21 protein-coding genes are annotated in these 21,654 nt (G+C 63.8%); 6 read left to right on the top strand and 15 right to left on the bottom strand.

What is annotated here, in order from left to right; genetic code table 11:
- Positions 1–69: 69 nt before the first annotated feature.
- From RFM40_RS01845 to RFM40_RS01860, 4 genes are all read right to left on the bottom strand, one after another.
- Positions 70–849: a HugZ family pyridoxamine 5'-phosphate oxidase gene (locus RFM40_RS01845; RefSeq protein ID WP_320230020.1), complete on the bottom strand. Its 780-nt coding sequence runs from the start codon at positions 847–849 to the stop codon at positions 70–72.
- Between the two features lie 56 nt (positions 850–905).
- A complete protein-coding gene (locus tag RFM40_RS01850; RefSeq protein ID WP_320230021.1) occupies positions 906–2,081 on the bottom strand; it encodes a CaiB/BaiF CoA transferase family protein in 1,176 nt (391 codons plus the stop codon).
- Positions 2,082–2,086: 5 nt separating this feature from the next.
- Positions 2,087–2,848: a 3-hydroxyacyl-CoA dehydrogenase gene (locus tag RFM40_RS01855; protein WP_320230022.1), complete on the bottom strand. Its 762-nt coding sequence runs from the start codon at positions 2,846–2,848 to the stop codon at positions 2,087–2,089.
- 136 nt (positions 2,849–2,984) lie between these two features.
- Positions 2,985–3,521 carry a GNAT family N-acetyltransferase gene (locus RFM40_RS01860; RefSeq protein ID WP_320230023.1) on the bottom strand — a complete coding sequence of 179 codons (537 nt, stop codon included), beginning with the start codon at positions 3,519–3,521 and terminating at the stop codon, positions 2,985–2,987.
- A 310-nt stretch (positions 3,522–3,831) separates the two neighbouring features.
- Between RFM40_RS01860 and RFM40_RS01865 the strand changes: the two genes are divergently transcribed.
- The gene (locus tag RFM40_RS01865) at positions 3,832–4,818 is read left to right on the top strand and encodes a glutathione S-transferase family protein (RefSeq protein ID WP_320230024.1); all 987 of its coding nucleotides are present in this window, start codon (positions 3,832–3,834) and stop codon (positions 4,816–4,818) included.
- Here the strand turns inward: RFM40_RS01865 and RFM40_RS01870 are convergent, their stop codons facing one another.
- Positions 4,819–5,322, bottom strand: a complete 504-nt coding sequence (locus tag RFM40_RS01870; RefSeq protein WP_320277040.1) for an NUDIX domain-containing protein — start codon at positions 5,320–5,322, stop codon at positions 4,819–4,821. It lies immediately after the preceding gene.
- Between the two features lie 68 nt (positions 5,323–5,390).
- Between RFM40_RS01870 and RFM40_RS01875 the strand changes: the two genes are divergently transcribed.
- Positions 5,391–6,329: a metallophosphoesterase family protein gene (locus RFM40_RS01875; RefSeq protein WP_320230026.1), complete on the top strand. Its 939-nt coding sequence runs from the start codon at positions 5,391–5,393 to the stop codon at positions 6,327–6,329.
- Here the strand turns inward: RFM40_RS01875 and RFM40_RS01880 are convergent.
- From RFM40_RS01880 to leuA, 4 genes are all read right to left on the bottom strand, one after another.
- On the bottom strand, positions 6,319–6,936 hold the full coding sequence (locus tag RFM40_RS01880; protein ID WP_320230027.1) for a hypothetical protein: 618 nt from the start codon (positions 6,934–6,936) through the stop codon (positions 6,319–6,321). The genes RFM40_RS01875 and RFM40_RS01880 overlap by 11 nt on opposite strands.
- Before the next feature lie 71 nt (positions 6,937–7,007).
- Complete coding sequence (locus tag RFM40_RS01885) at positions 7,008–7,811, bottom strand: alpha/beta fold hydrolase (RefSeq protein ID WP_320230028.1); 804 nt, start codon at positions 7,809–7,811, stop codon at positions 7,008–7,010.
- A gap of 231 nt (positions 7,812–8,042) precedes the next feature.
- Positions 8,043–9,809 carry a tetratricopeptide repeat protein gene (locus RFM40_RS01890; RefSeq protein WP_320230029.1) on the bottom strand — a complete coding sequence of 589 codons (1,767 nt, stop codon included), beginning with the start codon at positions 9,807–9,809 and terminating at the stop codon, positions 8,043–8,045.
- Between the two features lie 195 nt (positions 9,810–10,004).
- Positions 10,005–11,744, bottom strand: a complete 1,740-nt coding sequence (leuA, locus tag RFM40_RS01895) for a 2-isopropylmalate synthase (RefSeq protein ID WP_430691629.1) — start codon at positions 11,742–11,744, stop codon at positions 10,005–10,007.
- 403 nt (positions 11,745–12,147) lie between these two features.
- Here leuA and RFM40_RS01900 point away from each other — a divergent pair, with 403 nt between their 5' ends.
- The 4 genes from RFM40_RS01900 to RFM40_RS01915 all read left to right on the top strand — a co-directional run bounded on the left by RFM40_RS01900 (position 12,148) and on the right by RFM40_RS01915 (position 15,644).
- Positions 12,148–13,314 (top strand): ATP-grasp domain-containing protein, encoded by a 1,167-nt coding sequence (locus RFM40_RS01900; RefSeq protein WP_320230030.1) that lies wholly within the window; start codon positions 12,148–12,150, stop codon positions 13,312–13,314.
- Positions 13,315–13,318: 4 nt separating this feature from the next.
- On the top strand, positions 13,319–14,095 hold the full coding sequence (locus tag RFM40_RS01905; RefSeq protein ID WP_320277041.1) for an esterase family protein: 777 nt from the start codon (positions 13,319–13,321) through the stop codon (positions 14,093–14,095).
- Positions 14,095–14,409 carry a nuclear transport factor 2 family protein gene (locus RFM40_RS01910; protein WP_320276391.1) on the top strand — a complete coding sequence of 105 codons (315 nt, stop codon included), beginning with the start codon at positions 14,095–14,097 and terminating at the stop codon, positions 14,407–14,409. The genes RFM40_RS01905 and RFM40_RS01910 overlap by 1 nt, the downstream gene beginning before the upstream one ends.
- A 161-nt stretch (positions 14,410–14,570) precedes the next feature.
- Positions 14,571–15,644, top strand: coding sequence for a siderophore-interacting protein (locus RFM40_RS01915; RefSeq protein WP_320230033.1), 1,074 nt, complete (start codon positions 14,571–14,573; stop codon positions 15,642–15,644).
- A gap of 60 nt (positions 15,645–15,704) precedes the next feature.
- On the opposite strand, the gene RFM40_RS01920 is transcribed toward RFM40_RS01915, so the two are convergent.
- The 6 genes from RFM40_RS01920 to RFM40_RS01945 form a co-directional block, all read right to left on the bottom strand.
- Positions 15,705–17,777, bottom strand: coding sequence for a TonB-dependent siderophore receptor (locus tag RFM40_RS01920; protein WP_320277042.1), 2,073 nt, complete (start codon positions 17,775–17,777; stop codon positions 15,705–15,707).
- 209 nt (positions 17,778–17,986) lie between these two features.
- Positions 17,987–18,739, bottom strand: a complete 753-nt coding sequence (locus RFM40_RS01925) for an SDR family NAD(P)-dependent oxidoreductase (protein ID WP_320230042.1) — start codon at positions 18,737–18,739, stop codon at positions 17,987–17,989.
- Positions 18,740–18,793: 54 nt separating this feature from the next.
- Positions 18,794–19,882: an AbrB family transcriptional regulator gene (locus RFM40_RS01930; RefSeq protein ID WP_320230035.1), complete on the bottom strand. Its 1,089-nt coding sequence runs from the start codon at positions 19,880–19,882 to the stop codon at positions 18,794–18,796.
- A 68-nt stretch (positions 19,883–19,950) separates the two neighbouring features.
- On the bottom strand, positions 19,951–20,262 hold the full coding sequence (locus tag RFM40_RS01935; RefSeq protein WP_320230036.1) for a putative quinol monooxygenase: 312 nt from the start codon (positions 20,260–20,262) through the stop codon (positions 19,951–19,953).
- 46 nt (positions 20,263–20,308) lie between these two features.
- A complete protein-coding gene (locus RFM40_RS01940) occupies positions 20,309–21,091 on the bottom strand; it encodes an SDR family NAD(P)-dependent oxidoreductase (protein WP_320277052.1) in 783 nt (260 codons plus the stop codon).
- A gap of 79 nt (positions 21,092–21,170) precedes the next feature.
- On the bottom strand, positions 21,171–21,605 hold the full coding sequence (locus RFM40_RS01945) for a DsrE family protein (protein WP_320230037.1): 435 nt from the start codon (positions 21,603–21,605) through the stop codon (positions 21,171–21,173).
- Between the last annotated feature and the right edge of the window lie 49 nt (positions 21,606–21,654).

Here is a 21,654-nt window from a genome sequence, read left to right on the forward strand (position 1 = left end):
GAATCAGCGCTACAACAAAGGGTAGATCATTTTATCTAAATCTCAAGAGTTGCTTTCGATCTGGGACGATTAACTTTCGCTACTGTGGCTGGCCGCGGCGCGTCCGGTCTTTGCCATCTCGACCAGCACGGACCGCAACTCGCGGGCAGCGCCCAGAGGCCGCGGGAAGAAGACCCTGCAGGTGGCATCCGCAGACACCAGGTCCATGCCGTCGGCATCGAAACCGGTGACGATCCAGCCGTCGCCCTCGGCCCGGCCGAAATGGCGCGCATAGACGCAAAGCGCATCGCCATGGTCGGCGTTCATATGGTCGAGCGCCGACTGTTCGCCTACCGCGAGTTCCTCGACGATCGGGCCGCCGGTGATCAGATCGGCGCGATCCAGAAGATAGGCCTTGCCGAAGCCGCCATTCAGACTGGCGCGCTCAGGCTCGAGCCGGAATATCGAGAAGTCGCCAAGCCCGGCATAGAGCTTCGCCTTCGGATTGCGGTTGAGGTAGCGCCGTTCGGCGCGGGCGTGAACGGCCGATCCACGCTCCAGCCGCAGCGCCCGGCATATCAGGCTGATACGCGGATGCGCCAGCGGATCGCCCTTGCCGGGCTCGCCAAGCAGCAGCGAGCAGCGCGGATCGGCGACAAGCGCGCCAGTATGCGCGGACAGCATCGAAACCAGGATCAGCGGCGCGCCGTCGATGTCGGTCGCCACACCGACCCGGCTTGCCAGCGGCGCGCCGGTGCCGGGCTCGATCACCGCTACCGCGCCGAAGCGGGCCGAGCGGATCAGCGTCTTCGCCAGCCTGACGGCCTCGGCGTCGGTCTCGCGGATGACATCCTTCCTGGTCTCGGTCAAAGCGCTCACCTTTTGGTCGAAACACTTTCAGGATAAGCTGATTTCTGTTCTCCGGTTTATTGGCCAAACAGGCCGGACCTGACAAGGGCTTCGATTTCACTTTCGTCGATGCCGAAGCGCGCCAGCACGGTTGCCGGCTGACGATCGCTAGCGTTTGGCGCCGTGGCAAGAGTTTGGGGAGCTTCCGAGAAGCGCGGCGACGGAGCCGGACGCTCAAACCGGCCGGATCTCGCGAAGCTCTGCCTTGCGCGATTGTGAGGGTGATCCCTGGCTTCGGTCATGGAAAGAACTGGCGCCACACAGGCATCGGTCGAGCCAAAGACGTCGACCCACTCGTCGCGTGTCTTCTCTCTAATCCTGGCTGCGATCCCGGCTCGCATCTCGGGCCACGATGCCCTGTCATATTGGCTGCGGACAAAACGCTGGTCGAGCGGCAGCAGCCTGGCGAATTCGGCGAAGAACTGCGGTTCGAGGCAGCCGATGGCGACATGCCGGCTGTCCGCGGTCTCGTAAGTGTCGTAGAAGGGCGCCCCTGAATCGAGCAGGTTCTCGCCGCGTCGGTCGCTCCAGAGGCCTGCCGCCATGAAAGCGTGGATCGGAGCCGCGAGCATTGATGCGCCCTCGACCATCGCGGCGTCGATCACCTGGCCCTTGCCGGTGCGCGAACGCTGGAAGAGGGCCGCCAGCATGCCCGCGATCAGCATCATGGCGCCGCCGCCCTGATCGGCGACGAGGTTGAGCGGCGGCGCGGGCGGCGCCTCTTGCCTGCCGACAGCGTGCAACAGGCCGGCATAAGCGAGATAGGTGATGTCATGGCCGGCGCGACGCGAGAGCGGCCCGTCCTGGCCGAAACCCGTCAGGCGGCCATAGATCAGCGCCGGATTGCATTCGAGCGCGATGCCGGGACCGAGACCCAGCCGCTCCATGACGCCGGGGCGAAAGCCTTCGATGAGGATGTCGGCCTTTTCTGCAAGGCGCAGCAGAAGCTCCTGGCCATCCGGGCGTTTCAGGTCGAGCTTGAGGATTGAGCGGCCATGGCGGTCGAGGTCGTAGGCTTCCGGCAAGGACAGAAGCGGCTCTCTGGCGTCCGCCCGCTCGATGCGCAGCACCTCGGCGCCCATTTCAGACAACATCAGGGCGGCCAGCGGCACCGGGCCGAGGCCTGCCATCTCGATCACCCTCAAGCCAGCCAGAGGTCCTGCCTTGTCGGTGGCTGTCCGTGGCGTGGTCATTCCTTCTATTTCGGCGCCATGCGGATCGCGCCGTCGAGGCGGATCGACTCGCCGTTCAGCATCTGGTTCTCGATGATGTGTAGCGCAAGCGCGGCATACTCCGATGGCTCGCCGAGACGGGGCGGGAAGGGGACCGATGCGCCGAGCGAATCCTGCACCTCCTGCGGCATGCCGGCCATCATCGGCGTCTTGAAGATGCCCGGAGCGATGGTGCAGACGCGGATGCCGGAGCGCGCGAGGTCGCGCGCCACCGGCAGCGTCATGCCGACGACGCCGCCCTTGGACGCCGAATAGGCCGCCTGGCCGATCTGACCGTCATAAGCGGCGACCGATGCCGTGTTGACGATGACGCCGCGCTCACCGCCCGCCAGCGGATCGAGTTTCGCCGCCCGGTCGGCGACGAGGCGGATCATGTTGAAGGTGCCGATCAGGTTGATCTCGATCACCTTGCGGTACTGATCAAGTGGGTGCGGACCATCCTTGCCGACTGTCTTCACGCCGATGGCGATGCCGGCACAGTTGACCAAGATGCGCGGCTCGCCGAGCTTGTTCGCCGCCTCGGCAATGGCGGCGGCGCCACTGTCGCCGCTGCTGACATCGCACTGAACGGCGATGCCGCCGATATCGGCGGCAACCTTCGCCGCGCGCTCGACGCCGACATCGAGTATGGCAACTTTGGCGCCCTTGGCGGCAAGCGCGCGCGCCGTCGCTTCGCCTAGGCCAGAGCCACCGCCGGTGACGATCGCGATCTGGCCATTCGGGTTCATGCAGGCGTCCTCCCAGGATTTTTGGTCATGCTACGAAGCCCGCCCGCGAGGCGCAACCTGCATCGGGGGATCGATCCGGCGGGATCAATCGCAGGGCGATTGACCGGGATCAATCACTCTGCGATTGACCCGTTAGTCACGCCATTGCTGGGAGTTGCTCGGGCAGGCGGGCGGTGTCCGCATGGCAGACCTCGCCGACGAACCGGGCCGCCGCGCCAGGCCTGATTTCATGATGAAGCAGCCGGTCGAGATCGACCGGGCGCGGCATGGTGATCTGCCCGCGCGGGAACCGCTTGAAGCCGAGCGGCCCATAGTAAGGCTCGTCGCCGACCAGCATCACGGCCGGCGCGCCGGCCTTCGCCGCGGCTTCGAGCGCGATCGCAACCAGCCGGCGGCCGATGCCGAGATTCTTGAACGCCGGCCGCACGGCGAGCGGTCCGAGCATCATGGCGCGGCCGGCGCCTGCCGCGACGCTCGTCATGCGTACGGAAGCAATCACCGTATCGCCCTTGACCGCGACAAAAGACATCGAGCGGTCATGCCCGCCGGACTCGCGGATCTTGTAGGCGGCAAGCACGAAACGGCCTGGCCCGAAGGCTTCCTCGTTTATGGCTTCGATTTCAGGATCGTGCGCCGGGGTTTCCGGCAGATATTTCACGTCGGCAAGGCTCATGGTCTTTGCGTTCCGGTATGCGAGGAAAGGTTTGCTGCAAGCGGCAGCGTTCGCCAGTCAGCGCTTCATCAAGCGCGGGCGCCCTTTCGTCGTCGGTCGAACCGGATCGAGGCAAAGTCGAACATGGGCGCCTCCGCTATCATCAATTTTTCCTGGCTGCAATCGGCGCTTTTCACCTTTCTTTGCGCTGCTCGGCGAACTGTGTCGTTTGACGAACTGGTTCGTCGTTTGACGAACTGTTCAGCGCCTGAGGGCTTCGACATTCCGGCCAAACGCCTAAATGTCTATAGGGTCCACAGGGAGATTTCGGATGGGATTGCTGATTGAAGGCAGATGGCAGGACCGGCCGGTCGCCGCCGACAGCGGCGGCAGATTCGTGCGGGCCGAAGCGCAATGGCGCGACCGGGTGACGCGCGACGGCGCGCCGGCGGAGGGCCGCAAGCGCGGCTTCAAGGCAGAACCCGGCCGCTACCACCTTTACGTCTCGCTCGCCTGCCCATGGGCCCACCGGACGCTGATATTCCGCGCCCTGAAGAAGCTGGAAGCCATTATCTCCGTCTCGGTGGTGCACCATTTCATGGGCGAGAACGGTTGGACCTTCAAGGCGGAGGACGGCGCCACCGGAGACACGCTCTACGGCCTCGACTTCCTGCACCAGATCTATGCCAAGGCCGATCCCGCCTATTCGGGCCGGGCCTCGGTGCCTGTGCTCTGGGATAAACACCAACAGACCATCGTCAATAACGAGTCCTCGGAAATCATTCGGATGCTCAATTCCGCCTTCGACGAATGGGGCGATGCGAGCCTCGACTTCTATCCGCCGGCGCTGCGCGCCGAGATCGACAAGATCAATGCGCTGGTCTATCCGGCGATCAACAACGGCGTTTACCGCACCGGCTTCGCCACCACGCAGGAAGCCTATGAGGAAGCGTTCGGCGAGCTGTTCTCGGCGCTCGATACGATCGAGGAGCGGCTTTCAAAGCAGCGCTATCTGGCCGGCGAGCGCATCACCGAGGCCGACTGGCGGCTGTTCACTACGCTGGTGCGCTTCGATCCGGTCTATGTCGGCCACTTCAAATGCAATCTGCGCCGCATCGCCGACTATCCGAACCTGTCGAACTATCTGCGCGACCTCCACCGGGTGCCCGGCGTGTCAGGAACGGTCAACCTGCATCACATCAAGTCGCATTATTACGGAAGCCACAAATCGATCAATCCGACGGGCATTGTCCCGGTGGGGCCGGAACTCGACTATGCGGCGCCGCACGATCGCGACAGGTTCAAGAAGGCAGCTTGACTACCAGTAGACTGAGGCCTGCTCGCCGCCGAAAATTTCGGCAATCCGTCGTCGTGTCGCCGGCGTCGTGTCTTCCGGCAGGCGGTCTAGCGGAAAGAAGGCCGCTTCGGCGATCTCATGGTCCGGTAGCTTCGGCGCAGTTTGGCTGAAGGCTTCGATCAGATAGAGCCCGACGTGGTCGCGGCGGCTGGAGCGGCGGTTGAAATGCATCGATTTCAGCATCGGCGAGGCCGTCAGCGCGATGTTGCCTTCCTCTGCCAGCTCACGTGCCAGGGCCTCGAGAAGGGTCTCGCCTGTCTCGACGCCGCCGCCCGGCAATTGCCAGCCCGGAACATAGGTATGGCGGATGAGGAAGACGGTGTTGGAGGCGCGGTCGTAGACCAGACCGCGGACGCCAAGCGTCATCGGGCGCCGCAGCAGGAAATAGAGATGGAACAGCCTTGCCCGCAGTCCCGCCCAGCCCGCCTGGCGGAACGCCTTTTCCGGATCGGTGGCGCCGGTCATCCGGCAATCGCCAAGCGAACAGCAAACGGTGAGTGGAAAGCCTGAACCGTGTCGCTTAAGAAGGGGCTATGCTCAGGCTCGCACATATTTCCGATGTCCATTTGGGGCCGCTGCCCGATGTAACCTATCGCGATCTCGCGTCCAAGCGCGTGCTGGGTTACGTCAACTGGCAGCGCAACCGCCGCCGCCATATGCATGATGCCGTCATCGACACGATCGTCGCCGACATCAAGGCCAACGCGCCCGACCACCTTGCCGTCACCGGCGATCTCGTCAACCTGGCGCTCGACGGCGAGATCGAGATGGCGAAGCATTGGCTGGAGACGCTTGGCGCTCCGAACGACGTGTCCGTGGTGCCAGGCAACCACGATGCCTATGTGCCGGGCGCCTTCGACAAGGTCTGCCGGTCCTGGGCGCCGTGGATGACGGGCGACGGCGTCAACAGCCCGGTCGACCGCAATTCCTTTCCCTATCTGCGTGTGCGCGGCGATGTTGCGCTGATCGGCGTCACGACGGCGCGGGCCACGGCGCCTTTCATGGCCAACGGCTTCTTCATGGAGGGCCAGGCGGAGCGGCTCGCCAAGATCCTCGATGCCACGGTCAAACAGGGGCTGTTTCGCGCCATCATGATCCATCATCCGCCAGTGCGCGGCGCCGTCTCGCAGCATAAGCGGCTGTTCGGCATCGCGCGCTTCAACAAGGTCATTCGCCGGCATGGCGCCGAGCTAGTCCTGCACGGTCACTCGCACCTGCCATCGCTGTTCACCATCGGTCCGCGCGGCGCCAAGGTGCCGGTGGTCGGCGTGGCCGCCGCCGGCCAGGCGCCGGGCGGCAGGCATCCGGCCGCTCAATACAATCTGTTCGAGATAGATGGGGAAAAAGGCAACTGGAGCATCCGCCTGACACGGCGCGGCCTGACCGGTCCGGCACTGCCACCGTCGGATATTCAGGTGATGGAGCTCGGCGTCGATATGCCTGTGGTTCGGGAGCCCCTCGTCAGAAGCTGATCTTCATCTGGGCGATGCGGTCCCAGAACAGCACCAGCGACACCGCTAGGCCCACCAAGGCGCCGGCGGCAATCAAGCCAAGGCCAGCAAAGAAGGTCGTCCAGCCGTTGCGCCGCGTTGCGGATTGCAGCGGCGGCTCGGCTTCCTGGACTTCGGCGCGATGCAGGCCAGGCATGGCGCTCTCGACCGCACCTTCCATCATCCGCTGCCGCTCGACGACACGCTCGGCCACGTAACGTGTCACGGCATCGGCGACGGGCTTCATGTCGATCGATTCGGCCAGCACCACGCGGCCAATGCGCGTGTCCTTGAGGAAGCGGAAGGTGCGGCGATCCCGCCCCATGGCGACATGGCTGACAGCATCTACCCACAGCCGCGGCTGCAGGCCGGAGGAGACGGCGAAGTCGAAATTGTCTATGTCGGTCGGCACATCGGCGAAGACGGGCGCAAGCTCGGCGGCCAGAAGTTCGAGCCGCATGCGGTGCGCCTCGCGCATGTCGACCACCACATCGTCACGATCGGCGAAGGCGTTCTTGACGTCGCGGATGGCATCCGCAAGCTTTCGCGACGGCTCGATCGGGGTGATTTTGTCGCCTGCATCCTTCATGGCGGCTGCCTCGCTGTTGGTAAACAGCGAGTTAACACAGTCGCCGACAAAATGCACTCTGGATGCGCGAGTCAGCTCGCCGCCACTCCCAACGCCGGCCGCCGGCTTCTGCCGCGGCGCCGCATGTTGCGGCGCACGGCCTCCGCAATCAGGTCAGGCGCCTCCTCGACCAGCATGTGGCCGGCCTCCAGCACGTGATGCAGGTGGAAATGCGACGGCAAGCCCTCGGCCTGGTGGACGGGCAGGACGGGATCATCCGTCCCCCAGACCACCAACACCGCCATTTTGAGGGCTGCGAGCTGTTCTCGCGGGATGACCCCTTGCCGGTCGTCTTTCGTCATCACGGCTGCGGCCTCGACAAGCCACTGCAATTGACGCGGCGCGCCGCGCATCCGGAAAAGCGCGTCCACCACATGGCTTGGAGGCACGCTTCGCGGTCCGGACATCGCGGCAAGGCAAGCACCGATCTCGTTCCTGTCGGCCGCAGCCGCAAAGCGGCGCAGCAGCGGCCCGTTGATCTCGGGACCGAAACCGCCGGGCGCCAGCAAGGTCAGCGAGGCCACCCTTTCGGGATCGGCGAGCGCCATCAATGTCGCGATCGCACCGCCCATGGAATGGCCGACGAGGTGGACCTTGCCCAGCCGCCGGTCGGCAAGATCCGCGAGGATAGCTCGCGCTGCAGGCTTGGCGCCGCCATTTCCGTCGCGCACCAACGAGTTTCCATGGCCCGGCAGGTCGTAAGCCAGCACCCTAACACCCGGCAGCAATGCGGAAATCACGTCGCGCCATATCTCATGGCAGCTGCCGAAGCCGTGCAGCAAGACGATCGTCTTCGAGCCTGCGCCGTGCTCGGCGACACTAAGGGATGGGAGCATGAAATTTATCGGCTACGAAGCAAAACAAGCGGTAATTCCAAATCAAGGCTGCATTGCCCTCCGGTCGAGTCGATAGCCAGTAAAATCTTCGCGACTGGGAGCGATCAGCGCCGAACAACCGCATAAGCATACTCTAATATTTATTGGCCGTCCTCGTGCTGTTTGGTGGTATTCGGGCAGCCAATGATGGATTCCATCGTCGGGTCGATGCGGCAGAGAAAGCTTGCGGTTTCAACTCGGGTTGCCGATCCCGGCAGAGCGCAAGGACTGCACGAGGCGGTCGGTAAGATCGGCGGGATACTTCCTGTCGACGAATGTCGCGCGCGGGTCGGCGGCGAATTTCGGGAATTCGGCCGTCAATTCGTTGGCCAGCTGGCTCGCGAGTTTGTCGCGGCCTGAAATCTTGGCGCCGATCAGGCGTGCGGCCAGGTAATGCGATTTTGACGCCGTGGTTCTGAGCGACTCGCTGGCAATCGCCGCCCGCTTCGTGTCGCCTTGCATCAGGGCTCCGAGAAACAGACCGTAATCCCACCAGGTCGGGTGGCCGCTAAATGTTTCGACGACGTGGCCGAGGATCGGCGTACCTTCCTGATATTTGCCGGCGAAGATCAGACCGTAGCCATAGGCGGCGGCCATACCGAGATCATAGGGGTTGAGCTCATAGGACTTGCGCATCCAGCGGATCGCTTCGTCGGTATTGCCGAGACGCGAGTTGAGATAGCCATAGGCGCGATGCGCGTGCGGGCTCATCGGCCCCATCTGAATGGCGCGATGAGCAAACGACATCGCCTGTTCGATCGTCGCGCCGGGCGGATAGGCGTAGTGGTTGTTGACGGCTTCCAGTTGCAGGGAAGCCAGTTCCGAGTAGACGAGCGATGATTTTGTGCCTTCGCCGACCAGCTTCTCCAGGCAGCGATACGCAGCCTCGTGCGTCTTGGCGCTCTGGTCGAGATAGTAGCGGTCGTTGAGCACCAGACATCCGATCTGGCTGGTCCGGATGTCGCTCTGGTCGATATAACTGTAGATCGCGCCGGAAGCGGGGATGGTCGAAGTCAAAAGACTGGCGATGTTGTTTTCGACCGCACCAGGCGCGCTTTCAGCTGACGTCAGGTTGCGCGACAAGAGAACCCGTCCAGTCGCGACGCTTTGCAATTCGATCATCACGTCGCCGGCGGCGGGCCCGGGAATAACGTCGAAAACGAAGCTGATCGGATCGGCGGAACTTTCGCGCGTGGCGTCGGCGTCACGCCCGATGAAGTCTATGGTATCGAAGCCGGCGAGGCCTGCTCGCAGCGAAGAGGCGACACGGGCCGCCTCGGGACCATCGGCTTTGATGGCCATGTAGATCAAGGGCAAGCTCTCGAACGGCTGCGAAGCAACGCTGCCGGTCGCACCTGCCGTTTCGACCGGCGCGGCCGCGTCGCGATCGTGGAAAAAGGCATTGCCCTGGCGGACGACAAGGACACCCAGCATGGCGATGACCAGAACCATGGCTGCCCAGAAGAACCGCAATTGGCGCGTCAGCGAAGAGGCGGATGCCGCCGGGGTCGTCATCAATGGCGCGGCTTCGGTGGGTGCGGAATTCTGGAGATGTTCGGCCGATGGCGGAGCGGCCTGGCCGCTACCGGCGGGTTTGGCTTCGGCGGCCAGCCGGATCGCATTCAGCTCGTAGGAAGGTACATAACCGCCACGCGGGATTGCGATGCGCACCGGCTCGGCAATGCCCTCATTGGCGAAATAATGCTCCAGAAGCTCACGCAGCCGCCCGGCTTGGACCCTGACGACGGCGTCGGTCGCCGAGTCGAAATCGCCGTCCTTGCCGAAGACGTCCATGGCGATGGAAAGGCCTTTCAGCCTGTCGCCTTCGCCGGCCTGCTCGCGCTCCACGAGATAGCGTAATAGCCTGCGCGCGCGCTCGGATCGTCCGAACGTTTCGCTGGCAAGCAGTCGCTCCAATGTCTCGCGCACTGCGGGGGCGGCAGGCGTGGCAGGCTCCAAGTGTCGAACCTTTCAAAGTCGGCACAGGTTAGGACGCGATAATATAGCGCCCGCGCCAGCGCACAAGAATGCTTCTGTTATGCTATCGCGTAAGCCACCGCAAATTTCCCTGCCGGTTAACGAAATGGCAGGGAAAATAGTACGGTTTGCGGCGCGGCGCGCTTGGCGGACACGCCGCGTTCAAGGCCCAAATGTTCAGCCGGTCTTGCGGCCGAGGATGCGGTTGGCGGCCGAAACCACGGCCTCCAGCGAGGCGGCGACGATGTTGGTGTTTATGCCTGCGCCGAACAGCTTGCCGTCGGGATATTCCATCTCGACATAGGAGATGGCCGAAGCGTTCGAGCCGCGCTGCAAGGAGTGTTCGGAATAGTCGAGCACCGACATCTCGACGCCGACATGACGCGATAGCGCATCGACGAAGCCGTCGATCGGCCCGGTGCCGGAACCGGTAATGGTCATCTCCCTGCCATTGTCGAGGATGACCGCCTCCACCATGCGCCGCCCCTTCACCGCAGTATCGGGGTAGGTGTGGTGGTCGAGGAATTTCAGCCTGGCGCCGGGCTGGTCGACATAGGCTTCGAGGAAGCGCTCGTGGATGCGCTTGGCCGGCACTTCCTTGCCTTCGGCGTCGGTGATCGCCTGGATCGCCTGGCTGAACTCGATCTGCAGGTTGCGCGGCAGGTTGAGGCCATAATCGGCCTGCAGCACATAGGCGATGCCGCCCTTGCCGGACTGCGAGTTGATGCGGATGATCGCCTCATAGGTGCGGCCGACGTCGGCCGGGTCGATCGGCAGATAGGGCACTTCCCAGAGCGGCGTATTGGCCTTGCGCAGCGCCTTCATGCCTTTGTTGATGGCATCCTGGTGCGAGCCGGAGAACGCGGTGTAGACCAGCTCGCCGACATAAGGGTGACGTTCCGGGATCTTCAGCTGGTTCGAGTATTCGTAGACGTCCTTCATCCGGTTGATGTCGGAGCAGTCCAGCCCGGGATCGACCCCTTGCGTGTACATGTTGAGCGCGAGCGTCACGATGTCGACATTGCCGGTGCGCTCGCCATTGCCGAACAGCGTTCCTTCGACGCGGTCGGCGCCGGCCATCAGGCCGAGCTCGGTGGTGGCGATGCCGGTGCCGCGGTCGTTGTGCGGGTGCAGCGAGATGATCAGCTTGTCGCGGTTGTCGAGGTTGCGGCACATCCATTCGATGCGGTCGGCATAGACGTTTGGCGTCGACATCTCGACGGTCGAGGGCAGATTGATGATCAGCTTGTTGTCGGCCGTCGGCTTCACGATCTCGGTGACGGCGTTGCAGATCTCGAGCGCGACCTCGAGCTCGGTGCCGGTGAAGCTCTCCGGCGAGTACTCGAAACGATAGCCGCCGCCGGCCTTGGCCGCCATGTCGGTGATCATCTTGGCGGCGTCGGTAGCGATCCGCTTGATGCCGGCAACGTCCTTTTCGAAGACGACGCGACGCTGCAGCTCGCTGGTCGAGTTGTAGAAATGCACGATCGGACGATGGGCGTCCTTGAGTGCTTCGAAGGTCCGCGTGATCAGCTCGGGCCGGCACTGCACCAGCACCTGCAGCGACACATCGCTCGGCACGCCGCCTTCCTCGATGCACCAACGGGCGAAATCGAAGTCGGTCTGCGAGGCCGACGGAAAGCCGATCTCGATCTCCTTGAAGCCCATGTCGATGAGCAACGCGAACATGCGCGCCTTGCGCTCATGGCCCATCGGGTCGATCAGCGCCTGGTTGCCGTCGCGCAGGTCGACCGAGCACCAGATCGGCGCCTTCTCGATAACCTTCGACGGCCAGGTGCGATCGGCAAGATTGACGGTCGGGTAGGGCTGATATTTGCGGGCGGCATCCGACATCTGCCCGGACGCTTGCACGCCCGTTTCGTCCTCGCCGGCGCGGATTGCTTCTCTTCTATTCATCGTCGTTTCTCCCGGCGGCTCGTGTGACCGCCCTCAGGCGGATTGGTGCCGAGCGGCGCCTTTACCAAAGTTTCATTCGCTTGATGTGACTTGCCAATCTGGCCAAGGAGCATGCGCCCTGAGCGGCGGTTTTCGACCGCCGGGCGCTCCTTCAGCGAACCCGGCGATCGCCGATAAGGCCGAGAAGAAGCAGGCTCGAAGCAAGCGCGCGCACGGTCTCGCCGGCAAAGCCGGGGCGAGGAGAAGCGACGGAGCGGGTGCGCGTGGTCATGCCGGCTCTCTTACAGGAGCAGCCATCGGGAGGCAAGTGCCGGCCCCGCCGTGCGAAGTGCCGCTCTTCCCCGCATCAGGCAAATGCGACACACTCGCTCCCCGAGGACCTGATCTCAGGGGGAGGTCGTGCATGAATTTCGTGTTCTTCTCGCCGCATTTTCCGGCCAACGGCGCCGATTTCTGCGACCGGCTGAGGAAGGCAGGCGCGACCGTGCTCGGCATCGGCGACGCGCCCTATGAAACGCTGGGGAGCAAGCTCAAGACAGCGCTTTCGGAGTATTACCGCGTCGCGGACATGGAAGACTACGACGCTGTCTTCCGGGCGATGGGGCATTTCATCCACAAATGGGGCCGCATCGACCGCTTCGAATCCTTGAACGAGCACTGGCTGGAGCTCGAAGCCAACATCCGCACCGACTTCAACATCTTTGGCACCAAGCTCGATTTCGTGAAGAATTTGAAGCGCAAGAGCCGCATGCGCGCCTTCTTCCGCAAGAGCGGCGTCGAGACCATTCCGCAGCGCAAATGCTCCGACCGCGCCGGGGCCATGACCTTCATCCGCCGCGTCGGCTATCCGGTGGTGGTCAAGCCGGATTCAGGCTCCGGCGCCTCGAACACGTTCAAGATCTCCAACACCAAGGAGCTCGACCAGTTCTTTAGGGACAAGCCCGAAGGCGTCAGCTTCGTCATGGAGCAGTTCATCGAAGGGTTGGTGGTGACCTTCGACGGGCTGGTCAACCGCGACGCCGAGGTGGTGCTGGCGGCGAGCCACCGCTACGACCAGAGCGTCATGGAAGTGGTCAACCGCGACCGCCACATGAGCTATACCTGCTTTCCCGAGATCACGCCGGCGGTCGAGGAGGCGGGCAGGAAGATCCTCAAGGCGTTCGATGTGCGCGAGCGCTTCTTCCACATTGAATTGTTCGAAACCAGGGACAAGCGCGTCATCGCGCTCGAGGTCAACATGCGCCCGCCCGGCGCCTGGATGACCGATGCGATCAACTACACCTTCGACATCGACGTCTATGGCGAATGGGCCGACATGGTGGTCAAGGACGCGGCCGGCGGCCCCTACAAGGGCAAGTATTTCACCGCCTATGCTAGCCGCAAACGGCACCTCGACTATTTGCACAGCCATGAGGACGTGCTAGCCGCGCACGGCGACAAGATCGTCCACCACCAGGCCATCGAAGAGGTTTTCAGCCGCGCCATGGGCAACTACGCCTACCAGATGCGCTCGAAGGACCAGAAAGCGTTGCGCCGGGCGGTCGACTATATCCACGCGGAAAAGGCGTGAGGCGATGGACGTTTCCTATCACAAGGGCCATGCCCGCAATCTCGGCCGCGACATGGAGTACAAGCGCTACGGCCATGCCGGGCGGCCGGTGGTGGTGTTCCCGACCTCTCAGGGGCGGTTCTACCAGTTCGAGGATTCGGGCGGCGTCGGCGCGCTCGCCGAATTCATCGATACCGGCCGTATCCAGCTGTTCACGCTCGACGGAATCGATTCGGAATCCTTCTTCGACAAGCATGGCGATCCGGCCAGCCGCATCGCCCGCCACGAGGCCTATTTCCGCTACGTGCGCGAGGAGGCGCTGCCGGAGCTGCAGTCGGTTGCCGCCAAGGCCAATGGCGGACGCATCTTGAAGCCGCTGTTCTGCGGCTGCTCGATGGGCGGCTACCACTCGTCGAATTTCGTGTTCCGCTTTCCGGAACTGGCGAGCGGCGTGATCTCGCTGTCCGGCGTCTATTCGACCCGCGACTTCTTCGGCCGGTCGCTCGAGAGCAGCATCTTCTACAACTCGCCGCTCGACTACCTGCCGGGCATCGTCGACCAGAGGCTGCTCGGGAGGCTGAGGGCGCTGAGGCTGATCTTCTGCTGCGGGCAGGGCGCCTGGGAAGAGCGCATGCTTGTCGAGACGCGCGAACTTGAGCAGGTGCTGCGCGACAAATCCATTCCGGCCTGGGTCGACTATTGGGGCGGCGACGTCAGCCACGACTGGCCCTGGTGGCACAAGCAGCTCGTCTATTTCTTCGGCCGCTGGTTGGACGACGATCTGATGCACAGGCTCGATTGATGACCACGCCCGACCCGATCCGCCGTTTTGTCGAAGCCACCAATGCCGGCGACACCGAGGCCTTTCTCGAAACCTTCACGGCCGATGCCTTTCTGAGCGACTGGGGCCGTTCTTTCCGCGGACGCGAGCAGATCGCGCGCTGGAACCAGACAGACAATATCGGCGTGCAATCCCGCCTCGATATCGTCCGCATCGCGCTGTCGGATGGCGCCCATCATGTGCGCATCAAGGTGGCCGGCAACGGCTTCAACGGCGAAGGCGACATGACCTTCACGCTGGACGGCGACCGGATCGCAAGCTTGGTGATCGCCTGACATCGCTCCTTCAGCCATCCATCGGTGGCCGGTCTCCAGAAAATATGATTGCAATTGTCATCTTTTAGTGGAAAGGCCACCGTTGCTGTGGCATGCCGGCCGGGACGATGGCGCCGGCCCTGATGGCCGTATCGCCTCAACCCTTGTCGAAAGGCCTGGCGATGGTTCAGCTCAGTGCGCAAACCCATATCCGCAACGACGCTATCCGGGCAGTCATGGACAGGCTGCGCGCCGAGCACAGCGAATATGAGATCGACACCGGCATCAACGATCGCTGGGAGCTCCGCATGCATTACGGCTCACTGCACGCCGCGTTCGAAGACGGCGGCATGTCGATCCGGGTCGCGGCGCAAGACGAGACCTGCCTTTCCTACATGAAGATGATCGTCGCTGGTCATATCGCCGGGCAGTTGGGAACCACCGGAGGCCTGCGCTGGCAGGGTGACGGCAACGACGCCGGCACGCCCGTCTTCTTCCGTGAGATCGCCGTGCAATCCTCGACGCGGCTGTCGCCGCGTATGCGGCGTGTGCGCTTCTCAGGCCGCGACCTCGGCCGTTTCGCCCATGGCGGGCTGCATGTGCGGCTGTTGCTGCCCCCTGCCGGACGGCAGCCGGTGTGGCCCTCCATGGGCGCCGACGGCATGATCGTGTGGCCGTCGGGCGAGGATGCGCTTACCGTCCGCGTCTATACCATCCGCGCGCTCAATGTCGCCGACGGCTGGCTCGACATCGACTTCGTGCTGCATCCCGGAACCGAAACGCCGGCCGCGGCTTTCGCGCTGGGCGCGCGGGCCGGCGACGTCATCGGCATGATCGGTCCCGGCGGCGGTGGCGTGCCGGAGGCGCAAAATCTGCTCCTGGTCGGCGATGACACGGCGCTTCCCGCCATCGGCAGGATCCTGGAGGAACTCCCGCCAGCGGCTTGCGCCGAGGCTCTGATCGAGGTCGATGGCCCGGAAGACCGGATCGCGCTGACGCAGGGCGATAACATCGCCGTCCGCTGGCTCTACCGGCACGGCCGCGAAGCAGGCCGCGCCGGTCTGCTGCCGGCGGCACTGGGCGAACGCGACCACTCAGCCGATGATATCTTTGTCTGGGCCGGATGCGAGTTCGCCGACTTCCGCGAGATCCGCAGGATCGTGCGCAAGGAATGGGGCCTGCCGCGCGACCGGCATATGGTCACCGCCTATTGGCGTCGGGGCGCGCAAGGCGAGGACGGGGGCGGCGAGGAATAGGACAATCCACGAATGTGGATTTTTGTCCTCGCCGTCCATTTCTCGACGCCCAGCGCTGCTTCAGAAGCGGTAGCGCAGGCTGCCGAACAGCGAACGGCCTTCGTCGCGGTAGCAATAGCCGGCCGAGCAGATCGTCTGCTGGTTGTCGAAGAGGTTCTTGGCGTTGACCTGTAGCTCGACCCCTTCCAGCTTCGGATTGCGGTAACCGAAATCATAAGACAGCGAGGCGTCGACGAGGGCGCGCGCATCGTTCCTGAAGGTGTTGGTGTCGTCGCCGTAGCTGGCGCCGGCAAAGCGCACGCCGGCGCCAAGCCCGAGGCCAGCAAGCGTGCCGTTTTCGAACTGGTAGTGGCCCCACAGCGACAGGATGTGGTTCGGCGTCGCCGACAGCTCCTTGCCGTCGGTGCCTTCGGCGCCGAGTTCGATCTTCACGCGCAGATAGGTGTAGGAGGCGATGACGCTGAAACCGTTGTCCAAAGAGGCGTTGGCTTCCAATTCGACGCCGCGCGAGTTGAGGTCGAGCTGGCGCTGCTTGTTGATGCCGGACGAGGCGTCGAACACGACGCCGTCCTTCTGGTCGATGTCGAACAACGCGGCGCTGACGGTCGCGTTGTAATCCGGGATTTCGTATTTGACGCCGATCTCCTTCTGCGTCGCGATCGTCGGGCGGGCGACGCGGCCGACATCGCTGTTGACGTCGTCATAGACGAAGCCGATGTTGGGCGAGAACGAGGTCGAGTAATTGACATAGGGGATGATGCCCCATTCGGTACGGTAGGAGAGGCCGAGCCGGCCGGAGAAGGCGCTGTCCTTCTGCTTCGACTGGCTGAAATCCGCCGCCGTCGACGTCGTGTCGACCCAATCAAAGCGGCCGCTGGTGAACAGCGTGAAATCGTTCCACTCCATCTGGTCGTGCAGGTAGACGCCGAGCTGGTTCATCTGCTGACCGCCGGAATAGGGAACGGGTGCTGACTTGATGTCGTCGACCGAGACATAGGAAAGTCCGCTGCCGGCGTCGTAGTCCGACCAGGCATAGTCGATGCCGCCGACCGCAGTGTGCCGCACCGGTCCGGTGTCGAATTCGAGCTGCGCCATGTTGTCGACGACGAAGTTCCTCATCTTCTCGGTGTAGTGGCCCCAGTAGCGCTGCAGCGGCTGGTCGGCGCCGATCGAATAGTGGCCGCTGTATTCGATGTCGCTGTCGACGGCGTTGTAGCGAAGGTTCTGGCGGACGGTGAGCCAGTCGTTGAAACGGTGCTCGAATTCATAGCCGATGCGGCCCTGGTCCTGGCTGAAGTCGTTCCAGGCCGGATCGCCTTCATAGACGTTGGACAATGCGCCATAGGCAGAGTTGTAGAAGGCCGCGGTGCCGCCGGTGACCGACTTCGAATATTCGCCGAGGATGGTGAGCCTTGTGTCCTCGTCCGGCTTGAAGGTGATGGCCGGCGCCAGATAGAGCTTGTCGTCGGGATAGGCGGGCAGATCGGTTTCGCTGAGGCGGCCAAGGCTGGTGAAGCGGTAGAGGATGCTGCCGTCTTCGTTCACCGGTCCCGAGGCATCGAGGGCCGCCTGGAAGCGGTTGTGCTCGCCGGCCAGCAATTCGATCTCGTGGAACGGCTCGTCCTTGGGTTGCTTGGTGACGACATTGACGATGCCGCCCGGGCCGCTGACGCCGTAAAGCGAGGACGCCGGCCCCTTCAGGATGGTGACGCCCTCGATGCCATAAGGCTCGGTCTTGAACCAGGCCGAAGGCCCGTTGTACTGGCGCAGCCCGTCGCGGAACATGCCGTTGTAGAAAGCCGGGAAGCCGCGCAGGAAGAAGGCATCATAGCGAGTGTCGAAGCCGAAGCTGTTGGGATTGGCGCTCGCGGTGTAGCCCAGCGCATCGTTCAGCGTGCGCGGCTTCTGGTCCTCGATCTGTTTCTGCGTCACGACCGAGACGGCCTGCGGGATCTTGACGATCGGCGTGTCGACCTTGGTGCCGATGCGGTCCTTCTTGGCGACATAGCCGTCCTGCACCAGGATCTCGTTGCTTTCGGCGGTCACCTCGATCTTGCCGAGGACGGTGGCGTCTCCATTCTCCTGCGCGATTGCCGGCCAGGCCTGACCGAGTATCGCGGTGCCTGCCAGCAATGATATCGCCTGGTGTGACATCTTTGGGCGCCATGTCTTCGGCCGCTCGCGCATAAACTCGTCTCCAATTATCATGTTTGATTGAGCTTTCGCGCTCTCAAATATGACTAACTGAGTCAAGTATTTTTTGATGCCCTCGTCGAAGGCTGGCCATGACCGCAGGGCATGCGATGCGAAAAGGTGACGGTGGCCGGTTTCGCAGACCTCACTCAATAGGTCGCGCGTCCGCCCGACAGATCGAAGGTGGCGCCGGTGGTGAAGGAGTTCTCGTCGGAGAGCATGAACGCGACCATGGCGGCGGCCTCCTCCACCTCCACGAAGCGGCCGCGTGGAACCTTGCCAAGCATGTAGGTCACCTGGGCCTCCGTGAGCTGCTCGAGGATGCGGGTGCGGGCGGGCGAGGGGGTCAGCGCGTTGACGGCGATGTCGTGACCGGCGAGTTCCTTACCGAGCGATTTGGTCAACGCCAGCACGCCGGCCTTGGCCGCCGAATAGGCCGCGGCGTTGGGATTGCCTTCCTTGCCGGCGACGGAAGCGACGTTGACGATGCGGCCGTAGTTGCGCGCGATCATGCCGGGCACCAGGCGCCTGCAGCAGTAGAAGACGCCGTTCAAGTCGATGTCGACGATCTGCCGCCAGGCGGCCGGGTCATAGTCCACCACGGTCGCGGCCGGCCCGGCAATGCCGGCATTGTTGACGAGAAGATCGACAGGTCCAAGCGCCTGCTCGGTCTCGGTGGCGGCTCGGTCGACGGCCTCGACCTGCGACTGGTCGCAAAGGAAAGCTTCCGCGCGGCCAAGCGATGCAAGTTCAGCGACGGCGCTCGTCATCGCGGCCTGGTCGATGTCCCAGATGGCGACGCTTGCGCCCGACGAGAGCAGACGCCGGGCGACGGCAAGACCGATGCCTTGCGCGCCGCCCGTCACCACGGCGACACGGCCAGTGAGATCGACGACGTTCAAACGGCGGGTCATGAGCTGCCTCCTTTGTTTCCCCTCGCAAAGGGATATCGCGGATCAGTCCCTGACGTTTCGCGCCACCAGCTTGGCTACGCTTGGCCCAATGAGCAGCACGACCAGGAAGCGCGCCGATTGCAGCGCCATGACGAAAGAAATGTCGACGTTTTGCGCGGCGGCGGCAATGATGGCGACGCTGTCCATGCCGCCGGGACTGGTCGCGAGATAGGCGGTCAGCGGGTCGATGCCGAGCACGCGGCTGATGACGAAAGCCAGCCCGCCGCAGAAGGCAATCAACGCCACGATCGAGGCGATGATCTGCGGCAGGGCGCGTGCCGCATGGCGCAGGATCGGCCGGGTGAAGTTCAATCCGATCGACCAGCCGACCGTCGCGTAGCTGACCGCCAGCAGCCACGGCGGCAACTGCATCGGCACGCCGAAACCGAGATGGACCACGGCGCCGAAGATGAAGGTGCCGAGAAAGAAGGGCGAGGGCAGCCGCAGCAGCCTTCCGAGCAGGCCGCCGACAATTGCGATGCCGACGGTTGCGGCGAAGGCAATCGGGTCGATCGGTGGAAACCAGACGATGGGCGGCACTTCGACGCCCGACGTGTCGACCCACATCTTGGCGACGAGCGCCGCCGTCATCGAGACGAAGATGACGCGCAGATATTGCATGAAGGCGACGAGGCGCTGGTCCGCGCCGAAGGCGCCGGCCATCAGCACCATGGCGGTGGCCGCGCCCGGCGAAGAGCCCCAGACGGCGGTGGTGCCGGGCAGGATGCGCCAGCGGCTGATCAGCCAGCCGAGCAAGCTGGAAGCGGCGAGGGTCGCAACCACAACGCCAAAGAAGAGCGGCCATTCGGCGTAGAAGACCGGGAAGATGTCGGCCGAGATCGAATTCGCCACCAGGCAGCCGACCACGGCCTGGGCGGAACCGAACAGCGGGCGCGGTACACGCACTGTGGCGCCATTGGTGCCGGCCAGGATCGCGGCCATCATCGGGCCGATCAGCAGCGCCGCCGGCAGGGCGGCGAGTTCCAGCGCGCCGGCAAAGAGCAGCGAGAACACCAGCAATACCAACCACTGCTGCGGCCGGCGCAACCGCGCCATGCGTTCAACGAGTGGCTGCTCTGGTGAAGAGTCCATGCCCGGCTCTTAGACCGGGCGTGGACAAATGCGAACCCGCTTTTCGAAGAAATTCCTTGTCCGGGCGGTCAACCGGACTTTTCCGGCGCTGGAAGGCCGAAGCCGCCGACCGGATGGGTCTCGACCTGGAATTCGAAGCCGGCAATGTAGGGACGCGCCTTGGCGATCGCGGCCTGGACTTCCGGCAATTGCAGCGAGGCCTTGTGGCTTGCCTGGTCGGTCCACACTTCTGTGACCCAGATCGCATCGGCGTCGACGGGATCGGTGGCGATGATGTAGCTCAGGCAACCGGGGAGCGCCATGGTGCTTTCGCGCAGCACGTCCATGACCGCGTCGCGTTGGCCGCGTGCCGCCCGCATCTTGCCGATCAGTCCGAACATGCCCTTGTCTCCCTTAGGGTTGCGCGAAGAGTATGCCGGTCTCGGCTCACTGCATCAACTGGCCGCCATTGACCTCGATCACCTGGCCGATGATGTAGCCGCTCAAGAGGTCGGAGGACAAGAACAGATAGGCGCCGACGCAATCCTGCGCCGTGCCCGCGCGGCCCTGCGGTATGGTCGCAACCATGGCCTTCATCTGCTCGGCGCTCGAATAGCGCTCGTGGAACGGAGTCAGGATGGTGCCGGGCGCCACGGCGTTGACACGGATGCCGAAGCCGATCAGCTCTTTTGCCATGCCGCGCGTCACGTTGGAGACGAAGGCCTTGGATGATCCGTAGAGGCCGGCGCCGCCACCGGCACCGTTGCGGGCGGCGATCGAGGTTGTGTTGACGATGAAGCCGCCCTGGCGCTTCAGCCACGGGATCGCCTTGCGCGAGGCGGTCAGCACCGAGCGTGCGTTGAGGTCCATCACCGCGTCGTAATGCGCCTCGGTCTGTTCGGCATAGGCAATGCGGCCGAGCATGCCGCCGGCATTGTTGACCAGCCCGTCGAGCCGGCCGAAATGTTGCGCGCTTTCTTCGACTACACGCTCGACGTCGGCGGGAACCGAAAAATCGCCCTGGGTCAGGAATACCTCCCCGCCGCCGTCACGGATGGTCTTGGCGACGCCCTCGACGGCTTCCCGGCTCGAATTGTAATGCAGCGCGACACGACATTGCTGCTCGGCATAGGCGAGGGCGAGCGCGGCGCCGATCCCGGTCGACGCGCCGGTGACCAGCACCACCTTGCCGGCAAGGTCTGGGATGAGAAGTGTGTTGCGCACGTCGATACCTCCGGGATTTGCGCTGGTATTGGTAGGCGCTCGCTGGCCAGGCGTTCAAGTCAAGAGGCGAAACCGGGGCGCGAGATTAGGGACGGAGATAGACATAGCCCTGGCGCTGCAGTTCCGCGAGCTTGACGACGCCGCCCTTGTCGGCGACCTGGAAGCCGGCGAGCAGATCGGCAAGCGCGATATCCATGCCGCGCATCGTGTTGCCGCAAGCCTGCGGAACGAGCCCCTGCTGGACAAGGCCGGCAAAGCGGCTGGACGTCGCGCCGGAAGCGCTCTTTGTCTTGAAGGCCGCAAGGGCCGGACCGTGCACGACCAGCACGATCTCGACATTGCCGCCGGTGCCCTCATAGTGGTTCTTGATGTTGCCGAGGACGAAATTGACCTTGCCGGCGTCGCTGAGATGGTAGGCGACCTTCAGCCTTTCCTCGCCCGTGGCGGCGCTCGCCTGACGTAGACCGAAAAAACTCGCTGCCCCGGCCAAGCCGGCGCGGAAAATGTCACGGCGCAGCATCGCATCCTCCTTATCCGCCGGCTGCAATTTTGCATGGTCCGGACTTCGC

It is taken from the genome of Mesorhizobium captivum (genome assembly GCF_033977165.1).
Classification (GTDB): Bacteria; Pseudomonadota; Alphaproteobacteria; order Rhizobiales; family Rhizobiaceae; genus Mesorhizobium; species Mesorhizobium captivum.

Excerpts from the sequence above, each read along its gene's own strand:
- RFM40_RS01850 (WP_320230021.1), bottom strand. The coding sequence starts at position 2,081 with ATGACCACGCCACGGACAGCCACCGACAAGGCAGGACCTCTGGCTGGC.
- RFM40_RS01855 (WP_320230022.1), bottom strand. The coding sequence starts at position 2,848 with ATGAACCCGAATGGCCAGATCGCGATCGTCACCGGCGGTGGCTCTGGC.
- RFM40_RS01860 (WP_320230023.1), bottom strand. The coding sequence starts at position 3,521 with ATGAGCCTTGCCGACGTGAAATATCTGCCGGAAACCCCGGCGCACGAT.
- RFM40_RS01865 (WP_320230024.1), top strand. The coding sequence starts at position 3,832 with ATGGGATTGCTGATTGAAGGCAGATGGCAGGACCGGCCGGTCGCCGCC.
- RFM40_RS01870 (WP_320277040.1), bottom strand. The coding sequence starts at position 5,322 with ATGACCGGCGCCACCGATCCGGAAAAGGCGTTCCGCCAGGCGGGCTGG.
- RFM40_RS01875 (WP_320230026.1), top strand. The coding sequence starts at position 5,391 with ATGCTCAGGCTCGCACATATTTCCGATGTCCATTTGGGGCCGCTGCCC.
- RFM40_RS01880 (WP_320230027.1), bottom strand. The coding sequence starts at position 6,936 with ATGAAGGATGCAGGCGACAAAATCACCCCGATCGAGCCGTCGCGAAAG.
- RFM40_RS01885 (WP_320230028.1), bottom strand. The coding sequence starts at position 7,811 with ATGCTCCCATCCCTTAGTGTCGCCGAGCACGGCGCAGGCTCGAAGACG.
- leuA (WP_430691629.1), bottom strand. The coding sequence starts at position 11,744 with ATGAATAGAAGAGAAGCAATCCGCGCCGGCGAGGACGAAACGGGCGTG.
- RFM40_RS01900 (WP_320230030.1), top strand. The coding sequence starts at position 12,148 with ATGAATTTCGTGTTCTTCTCGCCGCATTTTCCGGCCAACGGCGCCGAT.
- RFM40_RS01905 (WP_320277041.1), top strand. The coding sequence starts at position 13,319 with ATGGACGTTTCCTATCACAAGGGCCATGCCCGCAATCTCGGCCGCGAC.
- RFM40_RS01910 (WP_320276391.1), top strand. The coding sequence starts at position 14,095 with ATGACCACGCCCGACCCGATCCGCCGTTTTGTCGAAGCCACCAATGCC.
- RFM40_RS01915 (WP_320230033.1), top strand. The coding sequence starts at position 14,571 with ATGGTTCAGCTCAGTGCGCAAACCCATATCCGCAACGACGCTATCCGG.
- RFM40_RS01930 (WP_320230035.1), bottom strand. The coding sequence starts at position 19,882 with ATGGACTCTTCACCAGAGCAGCCACTCGTTGAACGCATGGCGCGGTTG.
- RFM40_RS01935 (WP_320230036.1), bottom strand. The coding sequence starts at position 20,262 with ATGTTCGGACTGATCGGCAAGATGCGGGCGGCACGCGGCCAACGCGAC.
- RFM40_RS01945 (WP_320230037.1), bottom strand. The coding sequence starts at position 21,605 with ATGCTGCGCCGTGACATTTTCCGCGCCGGCTTGGCCGGGGCAGCGAGT.